This window comes from Aminobacter sp. MET-1, from assembly GCF_026521175.1.
In the GTDB taxonomy this organism is placed as follows: Bacteria; Pseudomonadota; Alphaproteobacteria; order Rhizobiales; family Rhizobiaceae; genus Aminobacter.
Map to the genome: position 1 here is coordinate 1 of NZ_JAMSHL010000019.1, position 22,536 is coordinate 22,536.

Below are 22,536 nucleotides of genomic sequence, written 5' to 3' on the forward strand. Positions count from 1 at the left end.
CGGGCGACGGCCCAGCATTTGTCAAAATTCGCCGGAACTCATGCGATGAAATATTCGATCTTCTCACTCGCCAAGGCTGCGCTGTCAGGCCACAAGGGCTGGACCCGGGCGTGGCGCGATCCGGCACCCAAAAGCCACTACGACGTGATCATCATCGGCGGTGGCGGCCATGGACTGGCGACGGCGTATTTCCTCGCCAACGAATACGGCATCCGCAACGTTGCCGTGCTTGAAAAAGGCTGGATCGGCTCCGGCAATGCCGGCCGAAACACCACCATCATCCGCTCCAACTACGGACTTCCCGGCAATACCGGCTTCTACGAGATGTCGATGAAGCTGTGGGAACGCATGGAGCAGGATCTCAATTACAACGCGATGGTTTCCCAGCGCGGCATCATCAATCTGTATCACTCCGATGCCCAGCGCGACGCTTTCGCCCGCCGCGGCAACACCATGCGTATCAACGGCATCGACGCCGAACTGCTCGACGCGGTGCAGATCCGCAAGGAGTTGCCGTTCCTGAATTATGACAGCCCGCGCTTCCCGATCATGGGCGGCCTGATGCAGCGCCGCGGCGGCACCGCCCGCCACGACGCGGTCGTCTGGGGCTACGCCCGCGCCGCCGACCAGCGCGGCGTCGACATCATCCAGAACTGCGAAGTCACCGGCTTCGTGCGCGACCACAATGGCAAGATCACCGGCGTCGAGACGTCGCGTGGCAAGATCAGCGCCGGCAAGGTCGGCATGGCGGTCGCAGGCAATACGTCGCGCGTTGCCGCGATGGCCGGCATGAAGTTGCCGATCGAAAGCCACGTGCTGCAGGCTTTCGTCTCCGAGGCGATCAAGCCGCTGATCCCGGGTGTCATCACCTTCGGCGCCGGCCACTTCTACATCAGCCAGTCCGACAAGGGCGGCCTCGTCTTCGGCGGCGACCTCGACGGCTACAACTCCTACGCCCAGCGCGGCAACATGCCCGTGATCGAGGACGTCTGCGAAGGCGGCATGGCGGTGATGCCGATGATCGGCCGCGTCCGCATGCTGCGCCAGTGGGGCGGCATCATGGACATGTCGATGGACGGCACGCCGATCATCGACAAGACGCCGATCGACGGCCTCTATCTCAATGCCGGCTGGTGTTATGGCGGCTTCAAGGCGACGCCGGCTTCGGGTCTCGTCTTCGCTCACCTCCTGGCGCGCGACGAACCGCATCCGGAAGCCGCCCGCTTCCGGCTCGACCGGTTCCGCCGCGGCGCGATGATCGATGAAAAGGGCCAGGGCGCCCAACCCAACCTGCACTGAAAGCGAGACTGGCGGAATGCGTATTGCATGTCCTTTCTGCGGCGAACGCGAGAACGGCGAGTTCACCTATCTCGGCGACGCTTCGCCCAAGCGGCCCAACTTCGCAGTCGATAGCGGCGAAAGCCCCGAGGGCGTCGAGGACGCCTTCTACGACTACGTCTATCTGCGCGACAACGTCGCCGGCTACATGCGCGAGTACTGGTACCACGGTGGTGGCTGTCGCTCGTGGCTGATCGCCGAGCGCAACACGGTGACGCATGAATTCAGGTCGGTGACCGCAGCCCCAGGCGTTGGCGCGGCCAAGCCGGTGCAGGCAGGAGAATAAAGATGTCGGGCTATTCCGGATCCGAACCGCTCGGCAGGACGGCCGCACTCGAGGGCGCGCCGACCAGCGCCCGCAGTCAGGCAGCTTCAGCCAGCCAGTCGCATCGCCTGCGCAGCGGCGGCCTGATCGACCGCCAGCAGCCGCTGCAGTTTTCGTTCGATGGCAAGGTCATGTCGGGCTTTGCCGGCGACACATTGGCTTCGGCGCTCGTTGCCAACGGCGTCAAGCTGGTCGCACGTTCGTTCAAGTATCACCGTCCGCGCGGCATCATTACCGCAGGCTCCGAAGAGCCGAGCGCGCTGGTCGAGATGCGCAGTGGTGCCCGCAAGGAGCCGAACACCCGCGCCACCACGCAGGAGCTCTATGACGGGCTGGTCGCCCAGAGCCAGAACCGCTGGCCGTCGCTGCGCCGCGACTTCATGTCGATCAACCAGCTGGCCGCACCGATCTTCGTTGCCGGCTTCTACTACAAGACCTTCATGTGGCCGGCGAAGTTCTGGGAGAAGGTCTACGAGCCGCTGATCCGCCGTGCGGCTGGTCTCGGCAAGAGCGCCGAGCTGCCTGATCCCGATCACTACGACAAGGCCTGGGCGCATTGTGACGTGCTCGTCATCGGTGGTGGTGCCGCTGGTCTTGCGGCCGCCCTGGCGGCTGGCCGTGCCGGTTCGCGCGTCATCCTCGTCGAGGAAGACAGCCGCCTCGGTGGCCGCCTGCTCAGCGACGGCGGCGAGATCGACGGCATGCATGCCGAGGAGTGGGTGGGTCGTACGACCGACGAACTCACAGCACTTCCGAATGTTCGCATCATGGTCCGCACGGCGCTGTTCGGCGTCTATGATGGCGGCGTCTATGCCGCGCTCGAGCGCGTCAACGACCATGTTCCGGTGCCGGGTCCGCATCAGGTCCGCCAGCGTGTCTGGCGCATCGTCGCCAAGCGTTCGGTCGTGACGGCGGGCGCCATCGAGCGGCCGATCGTCTTCCCGGGCAACGACCGTCCGGGCGTGATGATGGCGTCCGCCGTGCGCACCTATGTCCACCGCTTCGCAGCGATGCCGGGTCGCAAGGTGGCGCTGTTCACCAACAATGACGACGGCTGGCGTACGGTCGAGGCGATCCAGCAGGCGGGTGGCGACATATCGGCCGTGATCGATCCGCGCGGCAAGGTGCCGGCGGAATACCAGGCGCTGGCCGAGCTTTCCGACCTGCGCGTGCTCTCAGGCGGCGTCACGGACGTCAAGGGTGGCGTGGACGGCGTGCGCGGTGTTGTCGTCACCGACAACAATGGCCGTACGCAGCAGATCGATGCCGACTGCCTCGCCGTCTCCGGCGGCTGGAACCCGAATGTCGGGCTGTCCTGCTTCCATCGTGGGCGGCCGGTCTGGCGCGACGACATCGCTGCCTTCGTTCCCGGGGATTCGCCGAAGGGCATGACCACTGCCGGTGCCGCCAATGGCGAGTTCTCGCTCGGTGCCTGCCTGCGTGATGGTCATGCTGCGGGTGCAGCCGCCGCCACCGAGTGTGGTGCATCCGGCAACGCCGGCGAGGCGTCGGAAGCCGGCGACGAAGTCTATGCGATCTCGCCGCTCTGGCAGGTCAAGGCCAAGGGCAAGGCGTTCGTCGATTTCCAGCACGACGTCACCGCGTCCGACGTGACGCTGGCGCAGCGCGAAGGTTTTGAAAGCGTCGAGCATCTCAAGCGCTACACCACGCTCGGCATGGCGACCGACCAGGGCAAGACGTCGAACATCACCGGCCTCGCCATCATGGCCGAAGCCACCGGCCGCACCATCCCGCAGACCGGCACGACGATCTACCGTCCGCCCTATGCGCCGGTGGCGATCGGCGCGCTGGCCGGCCACCACCGCGACGAGAATTTCCACGCCTGGCGGCTGACGCCGTCGCATCACTGGGCCGCAGCCCGTGGCGCGGTCTTCGTCGACACCGGCCTGTGGAAGCGTGCGCAATGGTATCCGCAGCCGGGCGAAAAGGACTGGATTGAATCGGTCACCCGCGAAGTGCTGGCCGTGCGCAACGGCGTCGGCTTCTGCGACGTCTCCACCCTTGGCAAGGTCGATGTTCGCGGCGCGGACGCCGGCACCTTCCTCGACCGCGTCTACATCAATGCCTTCTCGTCGCTTGCCGTGGGCAAGGCGCGCTACGGCCTGATGCTGCGCGAGGACGGTATCGTCATGGACGACGGCACGACCTCGCGTATCGCCGAAGACCATTACTTCCTGACCACGACCACGGCCAAGGCCGGCCCTGTCATGGCGCATCTCGAATTCTGCCGCCAGGTGCTGTGGCCCGAACTCGACGTGCAGCTGTCGTCGGCTTCGGATCAATGGGCGCAGTTCTCGATCGCCGGACCCAACACCCGCAAGCTGCTCCAGGAGCTCGTCGATCCGTCCGAGGACATGTCCAACGAAGGCTTCCCCTTCATGGGCGCCCGCGAGGTCAAGCTGCGCGGCGGCGTCACCGCTCGCCTGTTCCGTATCTCGTTCTCCGGTGAGATCGCCTTCGAAATCTCCGTGCCGGCCCGTTATGGCGCCGCCATGGCGCAAAACCTGATGATTGCCGGCCGTGACCTTGGCGTCACGCCCTATGGCACCGAAGCACTTGGCGTCATGCGCATCGAGAAAGGCCACGTTGCCGGTCCAGAGCTCAACGGTACGACGACCGCCGACGATCTCGGCCTCGGCAAGATGATGTCGAAGAAGAAGGACTTCATCGGCCGCGTCATGGCTGGCCGTGAAGCACTGACGGCACCCGACCGCCAGGTCGTCGTCGGCATCAAGCCGCTCGACCAGAAGCGTCGACTGCGCTCCGGCGCCCATGTCGTTCCCAAGGGAGCGATCCCCGGTCCGGAAACCGACCAGGGCTACGTCACCTCGGTCTGCTATTCGCCGATGCTGGAACAATGGATTGGCCTTGGTCTGGTCGAACGCGGTCGCGAGCGTTTCGGCGAAATCGTGCGCATCTACGACCCGTTGCGCAGCGAAGACTACGAAGCCGAAATCTGCAATCCAGTCTTCTACGATCCAGAAGGAGTGCGCCAGCGTGGTTGATTATCTCTGGAACACCCAATCGCCGCTGCAGAAGGCGCTTGTTCCCGGCCGCCATGGTGCAGCCGGCGCACAAGCCGGCGTGACGCTGAACGAGGTGCGCGACATCGTGCTGGTGCAGGTCATGGCACGGCGCGGCAAGGCAGCGGACGCCGCCAAGGCCGCCAAGAAGCTGTTCGGCATCGAGGCGCCGGCCACGCCCAAGGCTGTCACCGGTAAGACGGCGACGCTGATCTGGTCGGGCCCCGATCAGTTCACGGTCATTGCGCCCCGAACCGACGAGGCGTCGCAGCTTGCTGCCATGGCGCAGGTCTTTGCCGGATCAGCATCTTTGTCCGACCAGTCGGATGGCCGCTGCCTGATCCGGGTTTCAGGCCCGCGTGGCCGCGATGCAATCGCCAAGTTCTCGTCGCTCGATCTGCACGACCTGGCCTTTCCGGTCGGCGCTGCTGCAAACACCTCGGTCGACCACACGGCGGTGAATCTGTGGCGCGATGCAAATGGCGCCGACGGTCACCCCGTTTACAACATGCTGGTGTTCACCAGCTTCGCCGACAGCCTTTGGCATACCATCGTGGACGCGTCCCTGGAGTATGGCGTCGAGGCGGCAAGCGCCCGGGCGGCATAGGCCGCACCATTCAAACAAACAGAAAAGCCCCGTCCGACCGGACGGGGCCTTTTTTTCTATTGGTGCGATGGTTCACGCTCCAAACGGGACGCTCCTAACCTCGCCATTTCTCCCTGTAATCCCATCCGGCTGCTTCGCCGCGATCGGGGCGCCGGCGGTACTTCGACGTCGACAAGCGACACCGACGGCTGAGCGATCTTGCGATCAGCTAAAGGGTCGATGGGTGGATATTTCGAGCCATTCCCAACCGGAAGTCGAAAGAACAGTACGCGGGCGCTGCAAACGGCGGCCGCCCGCTCTACTGCAATAGCGAGTGGAGCATGTCTTGGCCGAACAGAGGGGTCGCAAGGGGCTGTTCATCAGAACTCAGTATCGCGATGCCTGCGACGACGATCGGGGTAGGTCAACCTTTACAACCTAAGCATTTCTCTGGATCGCAGATCCGGGGGGGGCGCGAAGACTTGCCGCCCGATGACCGCGCTCACACGCGAAAATGCGCTGGCCTTGCGCAACTGGCTCACCTAGCCGTCAGGCGCGCGTCAACGCTCGACGCATTAGAAATCGACTTTGATGGCCACGCCTTTCGCTAACGCTAGGTCAACCACGGCAGACGCTACGGCAAGATCCTGAAGACCCACTCCCGTCCCGTCAAACAAGGTGATTTCCGTAGCAGAGATGCGGCCGGGATGGTCTCCGTTTATGACCGCGCCGATCTCGACGATCTCGGCGGCAGCGAGCAACCCTTTCCCAACCGCATGTTGAGCCTCCCCAATTGTTACCGACTGTTTGGTCTCATCCGTAAACACTGTGGCGGCTGCGACGAGGTCAGTCTCAACTTCTTGCTTGCCCCTTGTGTCGGTTCCCATGCAAGCCAGATGAGTGCCTGGCCGCACCTGATTTGCCATTAGGATCGGGGCAAAAGACGAAGCGATGGTAATGATCACATCCGCCTCCGCTCCGAGCCGATCGAGGTTCACTGCTTCAAATGGGATGTTCCTCTCTGCAGCTACGGCCTCGAGCCGGCTCAGTGCCTGGGGATGGCGATTCCAGCCCACAATCTTTTCAAACGGTCGCTGCTCAAGCGCGGCTCTTAGCTGGAAAACGGATTGGTGCCCCGCACCAATTATTCCGAGGACCTTCGCGTCCTGTCGAGCTAGATATTTGATCGAAACGGCCGACGCAGCAGCGGTCCGTAGCGCTGTCAAAAGGTTGCCTCCCACCATGGCGCGACAACGTCCAGTATCAGCGTCGAACAAGAACACAGTTGACTGATGGTTGGGCAGTGCCTTCTCGAAATTTCTTGGCCAGAAACCGCCTGACTTCAGGCCGAGTGCCAGGCTCTCGCGATCAAAACCTGACTTAAATCCATAAAGAGCATCCGCATGACCAATGGCCTCCCGGATGACAGGGAAGTTGTAGGCAGACTTTCTTGCCATCGCCGCGAAGACCTGCTCGACCGCCGTAAAGCAGTCCGTAGCCGAGACAAGCCCACTGATTTCACGTTCAGGAACAATTATCATGAACAAACCTTTCGAAGAAGGCGCCACCGCTGGCTTCGGGTTCAGTAGGCCTTGCCACGAGCCGAAACCGGCCAAAGCGTTTCGACTTTTCCGTTACGGACGCCGACATACCAGTCATGGACGTTGCAAGTCGGATCGCAATGCCCTGGCACCAGACGCAGCTTCTCGTTGATCTGGAGTACGCCGTTTGGATCGTCGATCACTCCATGCTCATCCGAGCATTTGATGTATTTAACGTCGTCGCGTCCATATACGAAAGGCAGGCCGCTATCGACCGACTGGGCCTTCAGGCCGGCATCGACGACTGCCAGATTCGGCTTGGCATGGCTCATGACTGAGGTCAGGATGAACAACGCGTTCTCCCATTCGCCCTGGTCGATACGCTTGCCATCCTTGTCCTGGATGCGGCCGTAGTCGGCGTCCATGAATGCGTAGGAGCCGCACTGCAGCTCATTGTACACGCCCGAGCTCGACTCGAAGTAGTATGAACCTGTGCCGCCACCCGAAACTAGCTCAGGCTCAAGGCCAATGGCCTTGAGACCCGCGACGGCATCGGCAACCTGCGCAATGGCGAGGTCAAGCTTGGACTTTCGTTGATCATAGCTGTCCATGTGCTGCATCGCGCCCTGATACGCTTGCAAGCCTGCAAACTTCAATCCGGGGGCGATTTCGATCGCCTTGGCGATCCTGATTACTTCCTCAGTTGTTTTGACGCCACAGCGGCCGGCGCCGCAATCGATTTCCACGAAACACTCGATGAGAGCGTTTTGACTCTCCGCAGCAGCGGACAGGTCGGCCACGTTTGTCAGATCATCTACACAGACGATCACGCGAGCGCCGTATTTCGGCAGCCGGGCCAGTCGATCAATCTTAGCCACGTCACGAACTTGGTTGGAGACCAGTATGTCCTTGATCCCGGCACGCGCGAAGACTTCCGCCTCTGAGACTTTTTGACAGCAGACGCCAACTGCGCCACCCAGTTCCATCTGCATCTTCAGCACATCGACCGACTTGTGCATCTTGCCGTGCGCACGATGACGCATTCCATGGGCCTTGGCATAGTTGCCCATCTTCCTGATGTTTCGCTCCAAAGCATCGAGATCCAGTATCAGGCAAGGTGTCTGGATATCAGCCTCGGCCATTCCGGGGAGTGCTGGGACGTCGTAACCGACTTCAAGGCCGGCAAGCATTGCGGTTGAGATCATGGTTCTCTCCTCAATTCCAAGGAAGTTTTTCGAGGTCGACGTTGCCGCCGGTAATGATGATGCCGACGCGCTTGCCGGCAAATACCTCAGGATTTTTCAGGACTGTCGCCAAAGGCACAGCGCTCGAAGGCTCCATCACTATCTTCAAACGCTTCCAGATCAGCTTCATTGCATCAACGATCTCCTGCTCGGAGGCAGTTTGAATATCGGTGACGTAGTTCCTGACGAAGTGCCACGTGAGCTCCTTCAGCGGCACTTTTAGACCATCCGCTACCGTGTCTGGTGCGTCGTCCGCAATGATGTGTCCTGCCCTGAAGCTTCGATACGCATCGTCGGCCTGCTCGGGCTCGGCAGCATAAATTTTCACTTGCGGCGCCAGATGCGAAAGCGCCAGGCAAGTGCCCGAGATCATCCCGCCGCCACCAATGGGCGCGACCAGAGCATCCAGGCTTTCAACCTGCTCGATCAGCTCGGCCGAACATGTCGCCTGGCCAGCGATAACACGATGGTCATTGTAGGGATGGACGAATTCGGCTCCGGTCTCACCGACCACTTCGGCGAAGACCTTTTCGCGGCTCGACGTTGATGGCTCGCATTCCACCACACGCCCACCATACCCCCTGACGGCGTCCTTCTTGGCCTGAGGCGCAGTCCGCGGCATGACAACCGTACAGGGAATTCCGCGCCGGCCGGCGGCATAGCTGAGACAAGTGCCATGATTGCCGCTGGAATGGGTTGCAACACCCTTTTTTGCCTGCTCGTGCGATAGGCCGAAAACCGCGTTCGCCGCGCCACGAGCTTTAAAGGCTCCCGCCTTTTGAAGATTCTCGCATTTGAAGAACAGCTCGGCTCCGGTCAGTTCATTCAGGATGCGCGAGGTCAAGACCGGCGTGCGGTGGATGTAAGGGTCGATCCGCTCGCGCCCCGCCAGCACGTCGTCCAATGTCGGAATGTACATGGATGTGTCCTCGTCACGAAGCTATCTTCTGAGCGTGGCCATTGCCCCGGCGATAGTAGTTTTGCGCCGCTGCTACGCCTGAGCCGAGGCTGATAGGCAGGCCAACATCAACCAGAACCATCTCGGCCGTCGCAATGCCCGACAGGGCCATCACATCGGTAAGGCTACCCAGATGGCCAATACGGAAAACTTTGCCCGCTACGTCACCGAGCCCGGTTCCGAACGCTACGCCATATGCTTCAAGGGCATGGCTAACGATCCTGTTCGCATCGATCCCATCGGGCACGCGGATGGCGCTGACAGTGTTCGAGTAAAGCTCGGGCCGAACTGCGCAAAGTCGCAATCCCCAAGCGGTCACTGCCTGACGAATGCCTTCTGCTATGCGATGATGGCGGGCAAAGACATTGTCGAGCCCCTCTTCGAGCAACATCTCCGTGGCAAGTTTCAGCCCATTAAGCAATCCTACCGGTGGGGTGTAAGGGTAACCGCTGTTCGCATAGCCCTTGGCCATGTCACGAACATCGAAGAAAGTCCGGGATAGTTTTGCCGTCTTGACTTCCTCAAGAGCTCGAGGCGAAAACCCGACGATGGCGAGGCCCGGCGGTAACATGAAGCCTTTCTGGCTGCCGGTGACTGCGACATCCACGCCCCAATCGTCCATACGAAAATCCATGGAACCGATGGAGCTTACGCCATCGACCAACAACATTGCAGGATGCTTAGCCTGATCGAGAGCCTTGCGTAGAGAACCAATGTCGGACCGCACACCTGTTGCGGTTTCATTGTGCGTTGCAAGAACAGCTTTAATCTGATGGCTCTTGTCTCCGGTCAGAATCTCCTCGAATGCCTGGATGGGAATGCCGTCACCCCATTCCTGTGGAACGACGATCACATCGAGGCCGTGGCGCTGGCACATGTCGATCCAACGATGGCTGAACATGCCATTGCGGGTCGCAAGGACCTTGTCACCTGGAGACAGAAGGTTTGTTAGAGCGACCTCCCAGCCGCCGGTACCGGTCGAGGGAAAGACGAATATCTCAGCCGTCGCTGTTTTCAGTACTTTTTTGACGCCTTCAAGGGCGGGGTGGAGGATCTTGCCGAATAGTGGGCTGCGATGGTCAATTGTAGGCATGTCCACAGCCTTGCGAAGCAAGTCGGGAATGTTAGTCGGACCGGGAATGAAAATTGGATTTTGGGTGCTCATGATCAGCTCCTCCTTGTCGAGGTACAGCTATCATTCAGTTGGCGCGGCGTAAATTTTTTTGAAAAAATTTTTCTTTTTAGAGTTTGTGGCGTTTTCTGTATATATTTCAGTATCTTAGTATTTTTTATCGCCACAACAATTCTTTCATTTAGTGAATTATTTTTGCTCTACAGGCGACTTTTTCCGGTGAGATTGCCGACATTTGGGCAACAGAGCAGACCGCGGTTGGCGTTGCGTACGGCTTGTAACCGCGAAGTAGGCAACGGCGTCTGACCGCACGCCTGCCTCACGGGATGGTGCTTAGCTCCTCGGTTCAGAAGCAGAGCCCGGCTCTCAGGCCGGGAAGCACAATGCCTTAGGACTGGATCGGCCACGTGCCGAGGTGCCGCAGGAAAGTGAGAGAAGGGCGGGTTTTCCGTGACGGGTTGAGGTCGGAGGAGAGGCTTCCGGCGCCGTCAGGGAGGTTTCTGCCATGAACACGCAAGTTCTCGATGCCAGTCGCCAGCTCAATGGTGGCTTCAAAGTGGATGTCACGCGCGGCGAGCGCGTCGGCCGTGTCTCGTCGGAATGGTTCTCGCGGCCCGACGACGAGCGCTTTCTATCTCTGAACGATCTGGCTCATACTGTTCGTGCGCGATCCGAAAGCAGCCGCACCCGGACCGTCGAAAGTGAGCGCATCCAGGTCGAGGCGAGCCGGAGCGATCCGGAACGGCTGAGGCTTGTCCTCCCCGGTGCGGAATTGCCCATCACCCCGACGCATTGGAGTTTCGGACAACTCGCAAGCCTCGTCGGAGCGCCCGCGGCCTATCTGCGCCAACTCCCCGCTTCGCTGGCCGGCATAAACCTGCAGTACGGTTTCGCAACGCATCGTGCAGAGCAAGTGAAGACGCTTGAGACGGGCGACGGGCGCGTGGAATTGCGTGCCGTCACCGGCCCGGACTACGGCCGCATCTACGACCACGAGCTCGTCGAGGCTGTCCAGCGCATCGCCGGCAACGGCACCGGGGACACCCGATGGAAGGTTCCGGGCGTGCTCGACTGGTCAACTGGCATCTATAATCCCGGTGTCGACATCACCAAAGACACAACAACGCTTTATGCCTCGGACCGAGATGTCTTCATCTTCCTTGTCGACGATCTCAATCCGATTGAGGCAGGCAAGCTTCCGGATGGCTCGCCCGATCTCTATTTCCGCGGCTTCTACTGCTGGAATTCAGAAGTCGGTGCCAAGACGCTGGGAATTGCGAGCTTCTATCTCCGCGCTGTGTGCCAGAACCGAAACCTCTGGGGCGTCGAAGATTTTGAGGAAATCACCATCAGACACTCAAAATACGCCGCCTCCCGATTTGCACATGAGGCAGCGCCCGCACTTCTCAATTTCGCTAACTCCTCGCCGGTACCCTTCATCAACGGCATCAAGGCATCGCGTGAACGGATCGTCGCGCGTAGCGACGACGACCGCTCTGAGTTCCTGCGCCGGCGCGGCTTCTCCAGGGCCGAGACTGCTAAAATCATAGACACCGTGCTGATCGAGGAAGGCCGCCCGCCCGAAAGCATTTTCGATTTCGTGCAGGGCATCACGGCCGTCGCGCGAGACAAACCCCATCAGGATGCCCGCCTCGATATGGAGGCGAAGGCCAAGAAGCTACTCGATCGAGCCGCCTGATCGTTACTGCATTCCGGGAGCCCATCCGGACTTCCCCTTGGTGTCTTACCGGCTCGCTGGCTGTGTGGTGCTGCCCTCCAGAGGAAGAGGGCGGCGCTTCGCTTCGTGACGGATTTCAGATCCGAGAGAGAGCTCTCGGGGTCCGTCATGGAGAACGACCATGACCAAAGCTGCCAAGAAGAAGCCCGCCGTCGCGTTGATCGTCTTTTCGCAGTCGCGCGACATTCCGTTCAACCGGATATTCCTGTCGGAGAGCAATGTGCGTGAGGTCAACGTCGAAGAAGGTCTCGACGAACTCACCCATGACATCGACCGACGCGAGGACATCGTGCAGGGTCTCAATGTCCGCGCCATTGTGGACGCCGACGGCAACGAGACCGGCGATTTCGAGACGCCGGCGGGTGGGCGCCGCTACAGGGCCATTGCGCGACTGGTGGAAGCCGGCCGCTTTCCAGCCGACGGTCCCGTCCCGTGCCTCGTCAAGAAGGCCAACGCGAAGACATCCGCCGTCGATGACTCGCTTGCGGAAAACACTGTGCGTCTCGCCCTGCATCCCCTCGACCAATTCAAGGGATTCAAGCGCATGCTGGAAAATGGAATGTCGAAAGAAGAAATCGCCGACGCCTATCGCACCACGCCGCGCTACATCACCCAGCGTCTGCGTCTCGCAACGGTGGCGCCGACCCTACTTGACGCGTATGTGCGCCAGGAAATGACGCTCGCAATGCTCGAGGCATTCACCGTCAATCCCGATCATGGGCGACAGGAGCAGGTCTGGGAGCGCATCTGCGGTTCTTGGCAGAGAGAGCCATGGCAGATCCGTCGCATGCTGACCGAGACGACGGTCCCAACTACCGATAAGCGTGCTCGCTTCATCGGCATCGACGCCTACAAAGCCGCCGGCGGCATTGTCCTGCGTGATCTCTTCTGTGACGACACCAGCGGTTGGCTGGAGGATGTCCCCCTCCTTGACCGCCTCGTCGATGAGAAGCTGCAAGGCTTGGCAGATGAGTTCGCAAGCGAGGGCTGGAAGTGGATCTCGGCGTCCGTCGAGCTGCCTTATGGCCATGCCAACGCCCTCCGCAAACTGGCCGGTTTGACTGAGGCACTCAACGAAAAACAGAGCGCGAACTGGAAAGCACTGCGCAACGAACATGACGAGCTCGAAGCCGAGTACAGCGATGCTGACGAGCTGCCCGAGGCCGTCGACCAGCGGCTTGCTGAGATCGAAACAGCACTCTTGGCCTTCGAAGACAGGCCCGTGAAGTTCGATCCCGCCGAGATCTCGCGCGCTGGTGTCTTTATCAGCATCAGTCGCGAAGGCGAGCTTGTGGTCGACCGTGGATACGTCAGGTCCGAGGACGAGGCACCGATCGTAGCCGATAGCACAGGCTGTGAGGCTGGCGGCATCGAGGACGATACCTGGCAAGCCGTCGATCGGGACGGCGTTCAGCGCACCGTCATCTCCATCGGCGGCCAACCGGCCGACCAGGAGGATGAGGACGACGGCGGCATTAGGCCCCTTCCCGAACGCCTGGTCGGCGAACTCACCGCCCACCGCACGCTCGCGCTGCAGAACGCGCTTGCCGAAAATCCCCATGTCGCAATGACAGCCTTGCTGCATCGCATGGTTATGGAGCGCTATCATTTTGCGGCTCCAACGGGATGCCTGGAAGTCTCGGTACGCCAAGCCTGTTTCGCGGCACAGGGCACAGATCTCAAGGACACATCGTCCGCCAAAGCGATCAGCGAGCGTCACGACGCATGGAAGTCCGACCTGCCCTCAGACGAAGGCGCACTCTGGGACTGGATCGCCGCACGCGATGACTCTACCCGGATGGCCCTGCTAGCCCATTGCGTCAGCTATGGTGTCAACGCGATCCATGAGCGCCCAAGCCCTTATGGCGGTTCCGGCCCGACCCCGCATAGCCTTGGTTGCCGTCTCGCTGGCGCGGACCGCCTGGCGCGTGCGACCGGTTTCAACATGGTGACCGACGCCAACTGGAGGCCGACCGTCGACAACTATCTTGGCCGGGTCACAAAGACCCGCATCCTTGCAGCTGTTCGCGAAGGTGCGGGCGAGCGTGCCGCGTGGCTCATCCAGCATCTGAAGAAGGGCGACATGGCGAAGGAAGCAGAGCGCCTTCTTGCGGATGGGGGATGGCTCCCCGAACCGCTGCAACTCCTCGGCGCGACCGACGTCGAAGAAATTGCGGCAGACGGTGACCTAACGGCTATGGGCGAAGATGGCGGTAGCCATCACACTGGGACCGAGGAGGATCCTCCCATCGCGGCCGAATGAAGCAACCCAGCCCAATTTCTGGCCCGCCGGCGACGGCGGGCCAAATCTTTTGAGGTCTATCATGGTTGAGACGCCACGCGATCTCGCTACTCGCCTTGCAATTCGCGTTGAGGCAGTGTGCCGGCACTATCTGTCAAATGGACATCGTCAAGGTCGCTATTGGCTTGTAGGCGACGTCCGAAATGCGCCTGGCCGCTCCATGTTCGTCCGTCTGAAGGGACCGGGATCAGGAAACGGAGCTGCGGGAAAGTGGACGGATGCCGCGACCGGCGAGCACGGTGACCTGCTCGACGTCATCCGCGAAAGTCTTCACCTCATCGACTTCAGGGACGTTGCCGAGGAGGCAAGATCATTCCTGTCCATGCCATCTCCTGACCCGAGCAAATGGATCGGCGATCATGTACCAGCACCGCGGGGATCGACAGAGTCCGCACGCCGCCTCCTTGCCATGACGCGGCCTGTCGGGCGAACCCTCGTTGAGCAATACTTGCGTAATCGCGGCATTACTGCCCTCAGCGAAACCAGTGCCCTACGCTACCACCCACGCTGCTATTACCGCGCAGACGAATACGCTCCCACCGAAACCTGGCCGGCGATGATCGCTGCCGTCACCGACCTTTCCGGCAAGCTGACAGGCGCGCACCGCACATGGCTCGATCCCGGAGGTTTCAGCGAAGCCAATCTCGGCCGTGCACCTCTCTCCACGCCACGGCGCGCCATGGGCAACCTGCTCGGGCACGCAGTCCGCTTCGGCGCAGGCAGCGATGTCATGGTGGCCGGCGAAGGGATCGAAACGACATTGTCCGTCAGATCCGCCATGCCTCATGTAGCATCGATGGCGGCGCTTTCAGCCGCACACCTATCCGCGATCATCTTTCCGGACACGCTGCGCCGGCTCTACATCGCACGCGACAACGATCCGGCAGGCTACAAGGCGATCGCAACACTGCTCGCGCGCATCCGTGCGGTAGGGATCGAGGCGATCATGCTCACGCCACGGCTTAGCGATTTCAACGAAGACCTCAGGCTGCTCGGTCTCGACGCATTGACCGCGAGGTTGAAGTTGCAGGTCGCTCCACAGGACGTCCCACGCTTCATGTCCTCGGCCGACTGACGGTAGGGGATCGAGGGCGGTGCCGCAGCATCGTGCGCTGTCGCGTGACGTAGGCCAGCCTTCAACGCTGCGCGGCCACATCCACGGCCTTTGAGAGGGCGATCGGGCGTCAGCCATGCCGGACAGGCAATGGCGTCGTCCGACGATTTTCCGGCGCGCCTCGATGAGGCGCTTTCCATCGCGAAACAAAATCGCCGGTCGTCGCCATCCTCCACTGCGTTCCGGCCTTCCGCTGCGCTCCAGGTGCAGGTCCATCCCGGCCGACGCCTTCGTCGCCAAGAAGGCCGCGCTGGGTGTGGCCACGAGCGAAGGAAGACCTCCATGACCGAAGAGCACGACACAGCCAACGAACCGCACCACACGTCCCCGACCGAACACGTCCTCCAGGAACTTCAGCTCTACGGCTACCGCCCTTTCGAGGATGAACCTGATCCACGCCCCCTTCCCGAAGCCCACGTCGTCTCTGGGAGCGTTGCCGACATCTTCGACGCCCTTGTGGTGGCACTCTCTGAAACGCGCCTCGAACCCGACCTCGAAGAACTGCTTTGGGGCACGGTCAATCTCTTTCACCGCGCAGTCGGTCGAATTGAACGCGAGCTCGACGACAACGAAGTCGCCCAGCGCCGCCTCCAGGGCGAACAGGACGGGTCCGAGGTGAAATCGGTCGAACTCGAACGCCTCACGGCACAGGGTCAAACCATTCTCGAGCGGCGCAATGCTTTCGAACTGATGCGCGACCAGGCAGCAGAACAGTTCGAACGCTCCACCCACTCGATCTGGCGGCCACGCACCGGCTCGATGGTCAACCATCGCAACCTTACCGCAGCACTGATCGACAGCCGTGACTTCCTTGCCGCCAAGCGACGCGCCGAGAACGAGACACTCCTGCCGGCCGGACCCAAAATTGCCTTCACTGGCGGGGTCGACTTCAACGACCACCGCTTGATCTGGGCCAAGCTTGACCAGGTCCATGCCAAACACCCTGACATGGTGCTATTGCACGGCGGCAGCCCTAAAGGCGCCGAGCTCATTGCCGCCAAATGGGCAAGCCATCGCAAGGTTCCGCAGATCGCCTTCAAGCCCGACTGGACCAAACATGCCAAGGCCGCGCCGTTTAGACGCAACGACGCAATGCTCGAGCCGATGCCGATCGGCGTGATCTGGTTCCCCGGCACGGGAATTCAGGACAATCTCGCTGACAAGGCGCGCAAGCTCGGCATCCCGGTCATGAGATCCGGCGGCACATGAGCCGCCGGGTCTTGGCTTCCCGGCTACAAGACAAGTCCCATCTTTTTAGCCGCTTGCGTGGCCAGCTTCTTGGCGCCGCCATCATTTGGATGAATCTCATCATGCCAAAGTCGGCCGATGGTGTTGCGGAAATCCACGACCAGCGCGCGCCCTCCACTGCCTTTGGCGACGCTTAGTAGCGCATCGTAGAAGCGGTCAACGAGGACTTTGACTATTTCGCGGGGCAAACGAGTGCCGGTGTCAAACCCCAACTGTTCAAACCTTCGCCCCAGATACTGCCCCCCAGGTTTTGGGATGGAGTAATCGTATCCATGCATGACAAGCTTGGTACGCTTCGGCGCACTCCACGTTATCGTCTCGCGAAGAACGGTGCGATAATCGCGGGCTACTCCTCGGAGAAAGTAATCGAACTCATCCTTCACATACGTCTTGGCGTCCTTTGAGCCGTCTCCTTCGTTAAACGGGCGCACAAAATTCTTCATGGCGTCACCGCCGAAGAAGTCGACACCGCCACCCGAAAAGACAAAGAAATCGAACGTTCCCGCGCTCAACGGCTGCTTGTACTGCTTAGCCCCAAACGTCTCGCGGAACGTGTCTCCAGGCCAGCCAATATTGTTCACATAGTACTTTTTGGCGATCACATCGACGAAAGTGTCAGGCTGCCCTGGGATATCTGTGAATATGTTCACCCATGAATCTCCCTCAGCCAAGATCTTCTTCTTGGTCGAATACGCGCGATTAGGTTTTTCGCTGAACGCCCGTTCGAAAATGGCTTGATCAGAGGCGTCTTGATGCTCTTTTCTAACATCCTTCTTGCGTCGGATGGTCAACATGAATGCGCGATCTGGATCTGGAACTACCTCGATCCCTGATGCGATTATCTTCGCACGCTCTTCGTCGTAAGCAGCCATTGTGTATCCCCCAAATTGTGAAATTCACGGCAAGTATATTGTCTCCAAATATTTGAGATGTGAAGCACCCACCAGGAGCCAGACTGCACGTTGCTGAGCAGCATCACCGGTTCATCGGCACGAAGTCCAAAACGCTCTCGATGAGAAGTCACATCCTTCATCGTCACCGGTTTACGCAAGGAGCAACACAGAATTCCTGCCATCAGCAACGGCTCCAGGCTGGGTCGCATCCCACCAGGCGTTATCGGCCATTTTCGAGCGATGAAGCAGCGGCAGGCACAATTCCCGCAGACTCTAGTAATGTTGGCACGTGGCGCGAAAGCGTTTGACGAGGTTTGATACGGCCAGACTTGCAGAATTTCGGGCGATGCGCACGGCGCGCAGTGTTGGCGGCGAGAGATCAGGATGGCACGAGGCTTCCAGAGGTACCCTCTTGATCCGTCACACTGACGCACACCAAAGCGGTCTCATCGATGAGTGCTTTTTGCCTGGGGTCGGCTTCGCCTGATCGCCTTCGGCGCAATGGCTTATCGCCACTTTCTTCCCCTACCGCTGCGCGCCATTCCTCGCGGGCAACAAAGTCGCGCCAGCGCCATCCTCCGCTTACGCTTCAGCCCATGGGTGCGCCGTCGATCACCTCCAGACTGTCGATCACCATCGAGACCGCAATGGTGCGGGCTCGAAACAGACTGGATCAAGGAGAACTACCATGGCTACCATCGGCACCTTCAAGAAGTCCGCCAACAACGAGTTCACCGGCGAAATCGTCACCCTCAGCGTTCAGGCCCGTAGCGTCCGTATCGTCCCCGAAACCCGCGCCACCGGCGACAACGCTCCCAGCCACCGGGTCTTCGTCGGCCGCGCCGACATCGGCGCCGCCTGGACCAAGCGCTCCAATGAGGGTCGCGACTACCTGAGCCTCAAGCTCGATGACCCGAGCTTCAATGCTCCCATCTTCGCCAACCTCTTCGACGATGAGGACGGTGACGGATACAGCCTCATCTGGTCTCGCCCAGGTCGCCGTAAAGGCGAATAGCGCCCCCTCTCAAGCCCGCCCGGATAATCCGGGCGGGTACTTTCCGCTTAAAACAGCCAATGGCCAAACATTCGCCTGGCCTCGAAGAAGCGAGTGCCGGCAAATTCCCCGCTACGGATCAGCAACATACTTTTTCAGAAGTTCGGACACGCCACAGGATAGGACGATTTCCGCCCCCAACCGCCCGGCGAAAGAGCAACCGGAACTTTGAAAACCGCAGCGGCGGTAAAGCCGGAGCGCGCTGGAATTTTCCTCGTTTACGCTCAACGTCAAGGCGGAGCTCCCTGGACGATGCACAGCGATCCAAACCGCCGCTAGCGCCAGAGCCGCGGTGCCAAAGCCCCTCCCCTGTGCCTTTCGGCTGATGCGGAAGTTGTGCAGGCTGATTGAACCAGGGTTTGCCCAGTACGGCAGCGCTGATCCCTCTCGCAGCATCAGGAACCCCACTGTCGCGCAGTCCACCGTCACGAGGAATGGATGGCACAAACTTGGTTCGGGCCGCCGCCTCAGCCTCTTGTAGATCGTTGCCATGCTGCCGCCAGCGAGATCTTCGTCGTGCTCATCCAGTTCGATGCCCGTCACCGAAGCAACCTCATCGATCTGGAGCAGTTTGAGAGCGATCTTCATGCGCCTGCACCGGCCAGCGCGCTCGTGTTCCCAAGCCCGTAGGCAACGCGAGTGGACTGCAGTGCGCCTCCGTCGACATCGATCAGAAGAGCAACGATCCTGCCGTGAGGATGATCAAGGACCTCGCCAAGGCGGGTAACCGACCAGCCAAGCTGCTCCAGTCGTGCCGGCCAAAAGTCCTCACACACGACACTCAGCTTGCCTATCCCTAACCTCAGGCATGCTTCGAGAAGCCCGCACAATACGAGGCCAGCTGCTTGTGACGATCCACCCGTCATTCGCAAGGATGGAACGACAAAAAATCTAGTCCACTCATAGAGATCGGCGTCTCTCGGCGGCGCACCTCTGGCAAGCATTGGGAAAACATCCGAAAGCAAATGCGGTTTCGTCGTCGGCACCAGACGAGACCCAGCGACTATGTTTCCACTGCCGGCAATTCCAAGCAGATAGATCGCGTCCCTGGTATCGAACGCGTCGATCTCCAATGGAACCGGCCTGTCGATTTCCTGCCAGTTTCGGCCAATGACGTAGATTTCATATCGAATGCGAAAATAGCGTTCGAGATGATCTTGATACGTCTGACGGTTTGACCAATCGACGATATGCAGTTTGAACGGGGTACGCACATGACGACGCGTAGCCTAGGCTGGCAAGGCCCGACTATTCCGGTTTTCTGGTATTGTCAGGGATAGATTTCCCCTCGCCGCACGGCTTCCATTGCCGCCTGGATCGTATTCACCGCGTCGCACTTATCTCTGACGTTGCTCAGATGTCGCTCGACCGTGAACCGCGAAATCCCAAGAATGCAAGCTACGTCCTCAGCTGCCTTGCCGGCTGCGATCCATGTCAGAACTTCTCGCTCTCGATCGGTCAGGGTGATCTGACGTGATTGCTCAACTTGGTCACGCAGCCGGCGAAGCGCTCGGTAGGCATGCACGCACACCGTTTCAAGGATTGGAATGTCTTCGGGCAAAACCTCGATATGTTCGCCCGCAGCGGTCACGACCGAAGGAGCTCTTCGAGGCTCATGGACAGGAACACACAAGCCATTCCTCAGTCCGAATTCTGCGGCCTCGCCCATGACCCGCAGTTGTCCAGCGGTCATCTCTTTGGGCAACAGGTCATGCCAGACAAAGGGCTGGCCGACCAAGCGGCTGCGTGAGGCGCACGGATCCTGGGTGAAATGCTCGCTGGCAAGGTAATGCTTGAGCCATTCTATTGGCCAGCCGTCATAGAGGATTTCGCGCTGCCACGGCCCACGCTGCGGCGGAGGCAGGCCCGTTATGAGCAGATGACGAAAGCCGAAAGGCCGCAAGATGCTGAGCAGTTCTTTCAAAACGTCCGCTGGCGCAACTGCGGCATCAATTCTCGCGAGCGCGCCTGTAAGCATTGCGAACATACTGGGGTTCATCACCCGCGCTCCAAAACCGCCGACTATGCGACCAGCCCGCATCGATGATGGCAGGGCCGGTCAGCCTAGTCAGGCGGATTCGGCGTTTCGCATGCAGATTGCTAACTGTAGTTTTCATTTGTCAGCGCTTTGAAAGCATTTCGCCGCCTGAGGACCGCGCTATCTCGGTTCCGACCTGGTTTCCGGATCCTTCAGAAGCTCCGCAGGCTCCACCTCCAGCACCGTGGCCAGCGCCTCCAACATGTCGAGCGTCGCATTGCGGCGCCCCGCTTCAGCACCGCTGAGGTAGGCACGGGCGCATCCGGCGAGGTGAGCCAGTTGCTCTTGCGACAACCGCCGTTCCCGGCGTAGCCGTTGCAGATTCAGACCGAATATCTTGCGAAGGTTCATCGCGTGATCTTGCCGAATGTGCACTATAATGCAACGCACTATAGTGCACATTTTCATTGACACGCGCGGTATATGCTGTTTGATCGGCTGCGGAAACCAGACCCGAGACAAGGACCCGAAGGCGTCCGGATAGTCGCTAGCAGCCTGATGCCACAAGCAGCATTCGGAAGGCCTTCTCTACAATCATGCCGTTCGACAGACCAATATTGCGTAGACGGAGCTTTCGACCACATGGCGACTATTTCCGGATACAGCTGCATCCGATGTGGCTCCGAACATGCAAGCGACATCAGGATAGATTCCAGAGGCTGTCCCAGGTGCGTTGAACAAGCCCCGGCAAACCTCCAGCCGATCTATACGCGCGGTGCAGATGCGGTTGACGACCAGGCCGATGGGGGCGTTCTCCGCAGTTCCCTTTGGCGTTACGGATCATTTCTGCCGCGCCCGAGTGGTCCGGTGGTGTCCTTGGGAGAAGGTTTGACCCCACTGCTGCCAGCAGAGCGCCTTGGGGAAGTTTTGGGCGTCCCTCAGCTCTTTATCAAGGATGAGGGGCGCAATCCGACCGGATCTCACAAGGATCGATTTTCCACAGTCGCGGTGTCGATGGCGCGCGGTCAAGGGGCTCGGGTGCTGGCGACAGCGTCATCAGGCAATGCAGGCGCATCGCTGGCAGCCTACGCGGCCAAGTCTGGGCTCGGCTGTGTTGTCGCGACATTTGCCGGAGCCGCTGGTCCGATGTTGTCGCAGATTCATGCCTATGGGGCTTCCGTTATCCCGATGGCCGACAAGAGCGACAGGTGGAAACTTCTTGAGAAGGCTGCCGATCGTCTCGGTTGGTTTGTTACCTCCCCCTATCAGCACCCCGTCGTCGGCAGTCACCCGCTTGGCATCGAAGGTTACAAAACGATCGCCTATGAGATTGCGGAGCAGGCGGACGGTCATCTGCCTGACTGGTGTGTGCTTCCAGTCTGCTATGGGGACGCCCTCGCAGGAGTAGCGGCAGGCTTCCACGACCTGCATAGGAGGGGAACGATCGCACGAGTACCAAGGCTGGTTGCTGCCGAAGTGCATGGCTCGCTTTCAAAAGCCCTCGAGAATGGCTTTGACCGTATCGAGGAGCAGGAACCTTCCTTCGAAACAATTGCTCTCTCGATCGGCACGACGCGCAGCACATACCAGGCGGTGAAGGCACTGCGCGACACCGGGGGCCATGCTGTCTGCGTATCCAACGAGAAGCTCATCCGCATGCAAAAGGCGTTGGCTGCCAGAGAAGGTCTCTTCGTAGAACTGGCTTCGGTCGCGCCTCTGGTCGCAATCCAGGATTTGCGCGATCGGCAGATCATAGCGCCGGGGGATCGGGTGGTGGCAGTTGTGACGGCCACCGGCCTGAAGGACCTCGACATTTCAGCAAATCCGGCCGCCACCCCAGCTCCATTTGAGAGTGTCGAGGCCGCATGGCAGTGGGCAACCAGGAGACATGCCACAGAACCGGCTGCTGCCTGAGACTTGATAGACTTCCGATTGCAGATTTTCAGCCGTGCTCGAGCGGCGGCAAAGCGTCGTCCAGCAATCTTCTTGACCAGCGTGTCTAACCCATTCCGCGGGAGGTTCAATTATCATCGACCCAACA

At 60.3% G+C, this 22,536-nt stretch carries 19 protein-coding genes; 10 read left to right on the forward strand and 9 right to left on the reverse strand.

The annotated features are described in order from the left end of the window. The first annotated feature begins 45 nt into the window (after window positions 1-45). Genes NDO48_RS22425 through NDO48_RS22440 form a run of 4 tightly spaced genes read left to right on the forward strand, consistent with a single transcriptional unit; the run spans window position 46 to window position 5,314 of the window. Complete coding sequence (locus NDO48_RS22425) at window positions 46-1,299, forward strand: sarcosine oxidase subunit beta family protein (RefSeq protein WP_192320275.1); 1,254 nt, start codon at window positions 46-48, stop codon at window positions 1,297-1,299. 16 nt (window positions 1,300-1,315) lie between these two features. Further along, on the forward strand, window positions 1,316-1,624 hold the full coding sequence (locus NDO48_RS22430) for a sarcosine oxidase subunit delta (protein ID WP_067967931.1): 309 nt from the start codon (window positions 1,316-1,318) through the stop codon (window positions 1,622-1,624). A gap of 2 nt (window positions 1,625-1,626) precedes the next feature. Then, on the forward strand, window positions 1,627-4,689 hold the full coding sequence (locus tag NDO48_RS22435; RefSeq protein ID WP_267322377.1) for a sarcosine oxidase subunit alpha family protein: 3,063 nt from the start codon (window positions 1,627-1,629) through the stop codon (window positions 4,687-4,689). Beyond that, a complete protein-coding gene (locus NDO48_RS22440) occupies window positions 4,682-5,314 on the forward strand; it encodes a sarcosine oxidase subunit gamma (RefSeq protein ID WP_267322378.1) in 633 nt (210 codons plus the stop codon). Before NDO48_RS22435 ends, NDO48_RS22440 begins: the two co-directional genes overlap by 8 nt. Before the next feature lie 554 nt (window positions 5,315-5,868). Here NDO48_RS22440 and bhcD read toward each other — a convergent pair. Genes bhcD through bhcA form a run of 4 tightly spaced genes read right to left on the reverse strand, consistent with a single transcriptional unit; the run spans window position 5,869 to window position 10,201 of the window. Further along, window positions 5,869-6,834 carry an iminosuccinate reductase BhcD gene (gene bhcD, locus NDO48_RS22445; protein ID WP_182576191.1) on the reverse strand — a complete coding sequence of 322 codons (966 nt, stop codon included), beginning with the start codon at window positions 6,832-6,834 and terminating at the stop codon, window positions 5,869-5,871. A gap of 41 nt (window positions 6,835-6,875) precedes the next feature. Then, entirely contained in the window at window positions 6,876-8,039 is a 1,164-nt protein-coding gene (bhcC, locus tag NDO48_RS22450; RefSeq protein ID WP_182576190.1) for a 3-hydroxy-D-aspartate aldolase BhcC, read from the reverse strand. A 10-nt stretch (window positions 8,040-8,049) separates the two neighbouring features. Beyond that, window positions 8,050-8,997 carry a beta-hydroxyaspartate dehydratase BhcB gene (bhcB, locus tag NDO48_RS22455; RefSeq protein ID WP_182576189.1) on the reverse strand — a complete coding sequence of 316 codons (948 nt, stop codon included), beginning with the start codon at window positions 8,995-8,997 and terminating at the stop codon, window positions 8,050-8,052. A 13-nt stretch (window positions 8,998-9,010) separates the two neighbouring features. Beyond that, window positions 9,011-10,201, reverse strand: a complete 1,191-nt coding sequence (bhcA, locus tag NDO48_RS22460) for an L-aspartate--glyoxylate aminotransferase BhcA (protein WP_182576188.1) — start codon at window positions 10,199-10,201, stop codon at window positions 9,011-9,013. A gap of 472 nt (window positions 10,202-10,673) precedes the next feature. On the opposite strand from bhcA, the gene NDO48_RS22465 reads away from it, so the two are divergent. The 4 genes from NDO48_RS22465 to NDO48_RS22480 all read left to right on the forward strand — a co-directional run bounded on the left by NDO48_RS22465 (window position 10,674) and on the right by NDO48_RS22480 (window position 16,531). Continuing rightward, window positions 10,674-11,867, forward strand: coding sequence for a DUF932 domain-containing protein (locus NDO48_RS22465; RefSeq protein ID WP_267322379.1), 1,194 nt, complete (start codon window positions 10,674-10,676; stop codon window positions 11,865-11,867). A gap of 160 nt (window positions 11,868-12,027) precedes the next feature. Continuing rightward, the gene (locus NDO48_RS22470) at window positions 12,028-14,169 is read left to right on the forward strand and encodes a ParB/RepB/Spo0J family partition protein (protein ID WP_267322380.1); all 2,142 of its coding nucleotides are present in this window, start codon (window positions 12,028-12,030) and stop codon (window positions 14,167-14,169) included. Between the two features lie 61 nt (window positions 14,170-14,230). Beyond that, complete coding sequence (locus NDO48_RS22475) at window positions 14,231-15,283, forward strand: DUF7146 domain-containing protein (RefSeq protein WP_267322381.1); 1,053 nt, start codon at window positions 14,231-14,233, stop codon at window positions 15,281-15,283. Between the two features lie 321 nt (window positions 15,284-15,604). Then, window positions 15,605-16,531, forward strand: a complete 927-nt coding sequence (locus NDO48_RS22480; RefSeq protein ID WP_067965022.1) for a DUF2493 domain-containing protein — start codon at window positions 15,605-15,607, stop codon at window positions 16,529-16,531. Between the two features lie 23 nt (window positions 16,532-16,554). On the opposite strand, the gene NDO48_RS22485 is transcribed toward NDO48_RS22480, so the two are convergent. Then, a complete protein-coding gene (locus NDO48_RS22485; protein WP_267322382.1) occupies window positions 16,555-17,442 on the reverse strand; it encodes a hypothetical protein in 888 nt (295 codons plus the stop codon). 709 nt (window positions 17,443-18,151) lie between these two features. Between NDO48_RS22485 and NDO48_RS22490 the strand changes: the two genes are divergently transcribed. Beyond that, window positions 18,152-18,478: a DUF736 domain-containing protein gene (locus tag NDO48_RS22490; RefSeq protein WP_067965029.1), complete on the forward strand. Its 327-nt coding sequence runs from the start codon at window positions 18,152-18,154 to the stop codon at window positions 18,476-18,478. 111 nt (window positions 18,479-18,589) lie between these two features. Here the strand turns inward: NDO48_RS22490 and NDO48_RS22495 are convergent, their stop codons facing one another. The 4 genes from NDO48_RS22495 to NDO48_RS22510 form a co-directional block, all read right to left on the reverse strand. Continuing rightward, window positions 18,590-19,105, reverse strand: a complete 516-nt coding sequence (locus NDO48_RS22495) for a GNAT family N-acetyltransferase (RefSeq protein WP_182575708.1) — start codon at window positions 19,103-19,105, stop codon at window positions 18,590-18,592. Continuing rightward, entirely contained in the window at window positions 19,102-19,731 is a 630-nt protein-coding gene (locus tag NDO48_RS22500; protein WP_182575709.1) for an acyl-homoserine-lactone synthase, read from the reverse strand. The genes NDO48_RS22495 and NDO48_RS22500 overlap by 4 nt, the downstream gene beginning before the upstream one ends. 56 nt (window positions 19,732-19,787) lie before the next feature. Beyond that, on the reverse strand, window positions 19,788-20,516 hold the full coding sequence (locus NDO48_RS22505) for a helix-turn-helix transcriptional regulator (protein WP_267322383.1): 729 nt from the start codon (window positions 20,514-20,516) through the stop codon (window positions 19,788-19,790). Window positions 20,517-20,675: 159 nt separating this feature from the next. Beyond that, the gene (locus NDO48_RS22510) at window positions 20,676-20,906 is read right to left on the reverse strand and encodes a helix-turn-helix domain-containing protein (RefSeq protein WP_182575711.1); all 231 of its coding nucleotides are present in this window, start codon (window positions 20,904-20,906) and stop codon (window positions 20,676-20,678) included. A 231-nt stretch (window positions 20,907-21,137) separates the two neighbouring features. Between NDO48_RS22510 and NDO48_RS22515 the strand changes: the two genes are divergently transcribed. Beyond that, window positions 21,138-22,409, forward strand: coding sequence for a threonine synthase (locus NDO48_RS22515; protein ID WP_263007951.1), 1,272 nt, complete (start codon window positions 21,138-21,140; stop codon window positions 22,407-22,409). Window positions 22,410-22,536 lie beyond the last annotated feature (127 nt).